A 7,401-nucleotide genomic window follows, 5' to 3' on the forward strand; every position below is an offset into this window, starting at 1 on the left:
GATAATCAGGCTTGGGAATCGCTATTGGGTTCACCGGTAGCGGATGCCCACGGAGGACTTACACCTCAGATGCACGACATGCCCGTCGTACCAAAGAAAAGAGGCTGGGACAAAAAGATTTTGATTTTCGGAATTCTTTATTATAAATTTTAAAATCGATTGATTAGACAAAAAAGCGAACAAGGCAGAATTCTGAGTGTCAGATAACTCGTTTTGTTCGCTTTTTATATCTAAGGTTAGACTTTTGTCCCAGACTCTTTATCTTCTATCTAGGACAAGAGTTTCTCTCTGGTCTTTAATGATAAAGAAGGTATCAAAATTTCTAGTCTTCTTTTTTACCTTTAGTAGCTACTAATCCTGCACTTAAACCTAGAAGAGCTAAACCTGCTGCTACTGCTGCTTAGCTTACCGCACTTCCTGTATTTGGTAACTGCACTTTATTAGCTTGACTGGCTTCACTTAAAGCGATTTGTTTTGTATCTGCTTTTTCTAACACTTGTGGTTTTGTAGCTTCTTGAGCTACTGGTATAGTTGTTTCACCAGCTGTGCCGACTTCTACGATGCGATTCTGAACCAAAACTTTATCATAGCTATCCTTTTCAGTTCGCTTACCATTTTCAACCTCAATCAAGTGAACACGAGTTTGACCTGCTGGAAGTTTGTCATTCTTTTGTTCCTGAACCTTGAAGTCAATGGTTTCTTCTTCGACTACAAGTTCTGGGCGATTCAGAACAAGATTTTTAATTTCGTCTTCTGGAAGAAAAGTTCCTAGTTTGGTTCCAACCAAGACAATGCGGTCTGTTGGTGCCTCTACCACCTCATGGAGTTTTTCTTCCTTACTTCCATCAGGATTAATACTTGTAAAGATACGTTCCTTACCAAGTTTTCCTTCTTGTTCTACACGAGTTTCACTAAGAAACAGTGTTGAATCTTTTTTCTCAACTGTCTTGTAGGCTAAATCTTTTTCAACAAATTCGAGTTTTGGAAGTTCTTCTTGTACAGCAGCAACTGTTTTCTCAGAAACTGGTTTTTCCTTAGTCAACTGGATACGGTATTCCTTAACTTGATTTCCACTTTCTGAAACAAGACGAATAAGTACTGGAAGGCTATCATCGCCACTATCTACAACTGTTGAAGCTACTTGATTGTTTTCTTCAACTGAAACTTTTGGACGTTGTCCGCTATAGGTTACTTGATAGTCTTGACGGTTTTCAGCGAAATCAGGGAGTTCTTTTCCATCTACAAGAATCTTCGATTGAGTACTTTCTTGAGGAAATTCACTTGGCGCAAGGAAGGTCATCTCAATCATCGCAACACCGCTCTTATCTGCTTTACGCTCCATACGCCATCTCATGGCTTTGGCTTTGACAGCTTTAAATGTTACGTTTATTTCATCACCAGCTTCAATGTCTTTATCCGCACGATAAGGAACAGCTTCCCAATTTTCTGAGTTGTTGAATGGATGTCCTGATTCGTAAGCTTGGTAGTTTGAATAGTAGGTTGGCACTTCAAAGTCTGGACCGACATAGCGCTCTAAAACAAGTTTAGAAGGCGCATCCGTACCACTATCTGCAAAGAAGTGAAGTTTGGCTTGCGCAACAGTCCGCTCTACAATCTTACCATTTTCACGGAAGATCACACCTGCTGATACTTCTGGATTGGTAGACGGTCTTGGAGACCAGTTTGTCCAACGACGATTTTCAGAGTGATCTCTATCATTGATATAGTCTACACGGTCATGAGAACTGTCGTCAATATCATTAGTTGCTGAAGCAAAGGCCTGGTTACTGTTTTCATCATAGTTAGGGGTATCTGAAAGAGCCTCACCAAGTTTGTCTGTCACTCGTACAGTGAACTCAGCAGTAAGATTGCTACCAAGGACACGACCTCGAACAGTAAATTGACCTGCTTTTGTCAGATTTTCTGCTGGAACTTCTTCCCATTCAACTGTCAGGTCTTTTGTTTCGTAACCGTCTTTAACTGTGAAGTAAACCGGAACCTTAGTTGGCAATTCAAGTGGTTGCCCTAGTTGCAACAAGCGAGCTTGTTTAACCGCAGCAACTGGTTTACGAGAAAGTAAGTCTTTATCCTTAGTGAAGTGCAGACGGTATTCTCCTAAGATGTCGCCATTTTCAGCTTTCGCGATGACACGAACTGGCTCACCTTCACGAACGCTTGGAACGACGGTAGCGAGACCATTGTTGCTAACACTTGCTGTGACTGCCGGAACTTTTCCATCTACAGACTCAAGGTAGTAGTCTGTCAAATCAGGGTTGAAGTTTGCTAAGTCTTTGCCGTCAACTTGGATTCTTGTTTGTCCTTGTTTGGCTGCCGCAACTTGTTTCGCAAAGATTTGTACTTCTGTGATAGACGTTCCACGCTTGTTATCTGCTTTGACCATGCGAATACGAACAGCATAGGTTTCAACTTTATCAAAGCTAAAGTGGTTCATTTCTCCAGCCTTGAGTTGAGCAGGAGCTTTTAGATTAGTCACTGGTTTCCAGTTAGCTAGATCGTAAAATACATGGTCTTCATTGGCTACAAAGCTAGGGGTTTTAGGAGCTGTTGGAGCAGTATTACCAACATAATACTCAATCACATAAGACTTCGGTGCACCAACTCCATGGTCTTCGTGGAATCCAACACTTAGATTATGAACGAAGCGTTTGCTCAAGATACCTGAATCTCCAAACAGAACACCGACTGAAGCTTCTGGATTACTACGATTCCAGTTTGTCCAACGATTGGCTGGTCGGTCATTAAAGGAAATCAATTTATCGTTGACATTTGAAACAGGGTCGGTTGGATTTGAATCTGAAGCAAAGGCAAGTGGCAATTCTGAACCGGTCCATTGGTCAGAAATGTTTGCACCTTGCTCAGTTTGAGCAGATACGCGAACATGGAGTTTGGTAGTTAATTGCGTACCTTCTAAACGACCATTAACTGTAAAGACACCTTCCTTAGCGTATTGCTCTGGACGAATCGCATCCCATGCAACCTTAGCTGATGAAACGTGACCATTTGAATCATATGTACGAACGCTTTCTGGTAATTGTGGTGCTTCTGCGACTGGAGTTGTCACACTAACTTCTTCAACTGAAACGATGCCTTCTACAGATACTTTAGCACGCGCTTCCAAGTCAATTCCTTCAACTTTACCTAGCACTTCAAAGGTTTGATAGGAGTCTAGTTTTTCTTTCGGAATAGCTTGCCAAGTGACTTTGTGAGCTTTAGGGAAACCTTTGTCATACTCAACCGTTACTGTTGACGGAAGAGTAGGTTCTTGGTGTAAATCTGTCACTACATTTACAGGACGGATGGATTGCGCAATCTTCTTCTCAGTATTTGCTTGTATAGTGAGATTGATTTGACCTGTAGCACCCTCATATTCAGCTTTCAGAGTGAGTGCTCCTGGTTTATGCAACTCAAGCATTCCTTTTCGGACTGCAACTTCCCCTTCACCGCTTGTAGAGAAGCTCACCTTATCAGCTGGTAATACAGCTTGCGTTCCATCTTGATAGTGAGCAATTTTTGGTGATTCTTCTAGGAATTGAATTGCATAGGTTTGAAGAGGACCACCATCTTTAGACTGAACAAAGATGCTTGCACGCATGCCGTTTGCTGCGCTTGCTTGAAGAACTATAACATCAGCATTTTCAGCACTTGCTGTGACTTCTGGCAATTGGGCACCATAAGCAAGAGTGCGGTATTGCATTGGTTGTTGACTAGTAAGCCCTGTTACTGCCTCACCACCAACAGTAACAGTTGGCACTACAGGTGCTGCAGTATTTCCTTCTTCTACCACAAGAGTTGCATGAATAGTTTCTCCAGCTAACTGACCAGTCATTTGAATACGTGATCCAGCTACTGAAAGTTTGGCTTTATCTGCTTCCGCAATCTCCCAGCTATCTACTTCGTACTCTTGTACACTTCCAATGGTTACAAGTATTGACACATATTTATCTACAGTGTTCAAATCTGTTCCTGGAGCAACACGTTTAACTGTTGGTAATTCTTTCGCAATTGCTAGAACTTCGACACGAGCCTCTACCTCACGTCCATTTGCTGTACCTTTAGCAGTCACAACTCCTGCTTGACTAACATCGACTTGAGACCAAGTTACTGGAAGTTTTTCACGACTACCATCGCTGTATACAAAACCTACTGTTTTCGGCATTTTTGGAATTTGAGAAATAACTGTGCGTACTTTTGGTGTTTCTGTTCCTAAAACTGTTTTTTCTTTATCTTCTTGTTTACCAGTAAAGACAGTTACTTGCGCAGACTTCAAGAGATCAGAATGAGCAGTAAGCGTGAATTTACCTGCTTGCTCAGTTGATTTGACAATTGCAACACCCTTACCATTAAAGGCTTTACGAACCCAAGAACCATCTGGCTGCGCTTTGTAACGTTCACGGCTAGCTTGTTCCCAATTATCGACACCGACTAGCTGTCCTTACCTATGCAATTGGAAGCGAACGAGATTGTTAGCAGTTGGAACAACATTGCCTTCACTGTCTACAATTTCGTAGTAGATGTAAGTCAAATCTTTGCCATCTGCTGCGATTGCGTTTTCTTCCTTGATGAGGCGTACACCTGCTGGTTGCCCCGCAGTAGTAATTTTATCTCTTGCAATCTCTTTACCAGCATCATCGCGAGCCACTGCTTCTATAGTTCCTAGTTTATAAGCAACCTTCCACTCGAGATAAAGCTCTTTAGCATTAGCTCCCTCTTGGTATGTTCTTCCATCGCTAGTTTGCTTTTTGTTAAATTTCTTCTCTCCTAGAGACTGGCCATTTAAGAACAATTCTACACTAGAAGCATTCGAATAAGCACGAACTGGAATCTTGCCTTCGGAATCAACTACTTTTGATGCTAACTCTTCATTTTCCCAGTTCCAGTGAGGAAGAAGATGGACCATTGGTTTCTTTTTAACTGAAACCCATTGACTTTGGTAGAGATAGAAGTCATGTTTTGGAATACCTGCAGTATCTACAATACCAAAGTATGAACTCTTAACTGGCGTGTGGTTTTGGTTATGCCAAGGTGTTGACTCCCCAATATAGTCTGTCCCAGTCCAGATAAATTGACCAGCATAACCAGCATTGTCTCGGTCAAAAGTCCATGAATCTGTAGCTGTTTTACCCCAGCCGACTCTGTCATTACCGTAGTCTGACTGTTCGTAATTACGTTCAGGTCCATTACTATGTTTCAATTCACGTTCAGGACGATAATAACTACCACGAGTACGAGTTGCTGAAGAGATTTCAGAACCATAAATCAACCATTTTGGATGCTTAGCTCGAAGAGCTTTATAGTTATCTTCAGAGTAGTTAAAGCCAACAGCATCTAATTCTTCGGCAATTTTCTCATGTCCACCACTACCATTACCGAAACGGAACTTATCTGCTCCCATAGTAACGTAGCGTGTCTTATCAACGTCTTTAATAACCTTGACCAAACGCTTTACTGTAGCTAGTGAGTGAGCATCACCATTAGCTTCACCGATTTCATTACCGATTGACCACATGAAGATAGCTGGATTGTTTTTGCCTCTTTCAACCATGGTACGTAAGTCAAAATCAGACCATTTTTCATCTTTTTTAGCTTCTGGATGAGTAGCATCTTTTTCAAAGAAACGTCCGTAGTCATATGGTTTCTTGCCTCCATACCAAGTATCAAAGGCTTCTTCTTGAACAAGCAAACCAAGTTCAGCAGCTATTTGCAAGGTTTGCTCACTGGCAGGGTTATGCGCTGTACGAATGGAATTGACACCCATTTCTTTCATCTGTTTAAGACAACGGTACTCAGCTTTATAGTTTTCTTCCGCTCCAAGTGCTCCGTAATCGTGGTGTAAAGAAACACCATGGAATTTAATACGTTCACCATTCAAAGAGAAACCTTCATTTGGTGTCCAGTTATAGTAACGATAACCAAACAGGTCTTTCTTAGCATCCACAAACTGACCGTCACGATATACACGAGTAACCAATTAGTACAAAGCAGGTTTATCACTTAGAACTGTGCAGAGCTTTGGTTTTTCAACTTCTAAAATAGCATCAAGTTGTGTCGTTTCATGAGCTTTCAAAGTACGACTAGATGTACGAACTAAGCCTGTTACAGGCTACCCACCACGTTCAACAATTTGATATTCGGCAACAAGTTCGTGGTCTTTGTCGTCCGTATTGACGATTTTGCTGGTTACATGAGTTGCAACCTTGCCATGTTGTTGTTCTTCAAGTTTTGGTGTTAAAATGGTTGTCCCATTTTTCTCAACATGAACCTTATCTGTCACTTGTAAAGTTACATCACGATAGATACCACTTCCTGAATACCAACGGCTACTTGGCTGTTTATTGACTGCATGAACATCAATTACATTCTCACGTCTATCTTTATTCAAATATTTAGTGATATCATATGAAAATTGATTATAACCATTTGGGTAATGCCCCACTAACTGACCATTGACATAAACTTGAGAATCCATGTAGACGCCATCAAAAGTAAGGCGAACATTTTTCTTGAGGTCTTTTTCATCAAGTTTGAAAGTCTTGCGATACCAAGCTTCACCACCGTTAAGCTGTCCACCTTCGTTTTGGGCAGGAGATTCATGATCGAAATCATTAAAGATACTCCGGTCATGCGGTAAATCTAATTTTTTCCACGTAGATACGTCTGCATCCGTTTTAATGACCTCCTTAGAATTTGCATTGAGTTTAAAGTGCCAATTTTGATTAAAATTCACTTTTATCATCTTCCTTGACCGGTTTTTCTTGACTTGAAGCTTATGATTCTACCTTTGGCGCTTTTTCTTCAGGTTTAGCAGACACTTTTTCCTCTTTTGGAGTTACAGCTTCATCTTCTTTCTTCTCAGATACAATAGATTCAGTTAAACTAGGTTCGCTGTGTTCTGCCCTTTCGACTACATTTTTAGTTTCCAAAGATTGATCAACCTTTTCTTCTACTATCGGTTTTTCCTCTTTAGGTTTCTCAGCAGTATGAGTAATAGGTGTTTCATCCGCATAAACTACAGATTTTCCAGCTATATTTCCTCCTAATAGAACTGCACAAGTCCCAATCATTACTGAGCAAGCTCCCACAGCAAACTTACGAATGCTATAAACTCTTTCCCGATTCCAATGGCCTTTTCCCATAAAAACCCTCCTTTTAGTAATCGTTTTCATTTTTATGTGAGCGCATCACTTTTAATAGTCTTTTATCTTTATTTTATAAAATAATATAGGAATTTTCAACACTTTAAGCATATAAAATAATATTTTTGATTGTTTTGGTAACTTCTCAAAGCAACTTCCACTTGGCTAGCCAAAGTGGAAATTAGTCTAAAACGGATTTTTATGGTGGAATTAAGTGTGAGACGTTTGAGTTAGAAATGAGGTCTAC

Annotated in this window: 1 pseudogene; it reads right to left on the bottom strand. The window is 40.7% G+C overall.

The window, feature by feature from the left end:
- Nucleotides 1-322: 322 nt before the first annotated feature.
- Nucleotides 323-7,154: pseudogene (gene bgaA / locus B7692_RS06375) on the bottom strand (LPXTG-anchored adhesin/beta-galactosidase BgaA).
- Nucleotides 7,155-7,401 lie beyond the last annotated feature (247 nt).

This window comes from Streptococcus mitis, assembly GCF_002096925.1.
GTDB lineage: Bacteria > Bacillota > Bacilli > Lactobacillales > Streptococcaceae > Streptococcus > Streptococcus mitis_AF.